The organism is Aquabacterium sp. UBA2148 (assembly GCF_002328915.1).
Taxonomy (GTDB): Bacteria; Pseudomonadota; Gammaproteobacteria; order Burkholderiales; family Burkholderiaceae_C; genus Aquabacterium; species Aquabacterium parvum.
Map to the genome: position 1 here is coordinate 26594 of NZ_DCXA01000051.1, position 870 is coordinate 27463.

Here is an 870-nt window from a genome sequence, read left to right on the forward strand (position 1 = left end):
TCGGCGCGCAGCTTCATGCTGACCACGTCGGAGCCGGCGTTGGGCTCGCTCATGGCCAGCGCACCCACGAAGTCGCCGCTGATGAGCTGGGGCAGGTATTTGCGCTTTTGCGCCTCGGTGCCGTTGCGGTGGATCTGGTTGACGCACAGGTTGGAGTGCGCGCCATAACTCAGGCCCACCGAGGCGCTGCCGCGGCTGACCTCTTCCATGGCCACCATGTGGGCCAGGTAGCCGAGGTTGGTGCCGCCGTACTCCTCGGACACCGTCAGGCCATGCAGGCCGAGGTCGCCCAGCTTCTTCCACATGTCGGTGGGGAAGAGGTTGTCGCGGTCGATGTCGGCGGCGCGGGGCGCGAGCTCTTTGTCGACGAAGGCGCGAACGGCTTCGCGCAAGGCATCGATGTCTTCACCCAGGTGGTGGTTCAGGCCGGGCAGGGTCATGGTGAGTCTCCTCGGTGTGATGCGGTGAACTTCGCGGGTCGCTGTTTGCCGTTCGGTTTGTGGTGAACGGGGCGGGCGTGGTCGGTAGGTGGGGTGGTTGGTGCGGGCGGGGAGCGATCGGCGCAGATCAACTCGCGCCGACTTGCCTTGAGCGCTTGGCCAAGGTGGCGCGGGCCACGCGCGAGGCCGTGGGCCGCCCCAGCGCCTGCGAGATGAAGGCCCCCGCGTCCACCAGCTTGTCCAGGTCGATGCCGGTCTGAATGCCCAGCCCATGCAGCAGGTAGACCACGTCTTCGGTGGCCACGTTGCCGGTGGCGCCCTTGGCGTAGGGGCAGCCGCCCAGGCCGGCCACGCTGGCATCGAAGGTGTGCACGCCCAGCTGCAAGCAGGCCAGGATGTTGGCCAGCGCCTGGCCGTAGGTGTCGTGGAA

At 67.7% G+C, this 870-nt stretch carries 1 protein-coding gene and 1 pseudogene; both read right to left on the reverse strand.

The window, feature by feature from the left end:
- The coding region (locus B2W70_RS02820) for an acyl-CoA dehydrogenase family protein (RefSeq protein WP_286742632.1) at positions 1 to 440 on the reverse strand (440 nt) is incomplete at its 3' end.
- Between the two features lie 127 nt (positions 441 to 567).
- Positions 568 to 870, reverse strand: a pseudogene (locus tag B2W70_RS02825) (hydroxymethylglutaryl-CoA lyase); the annotation flags it as partial.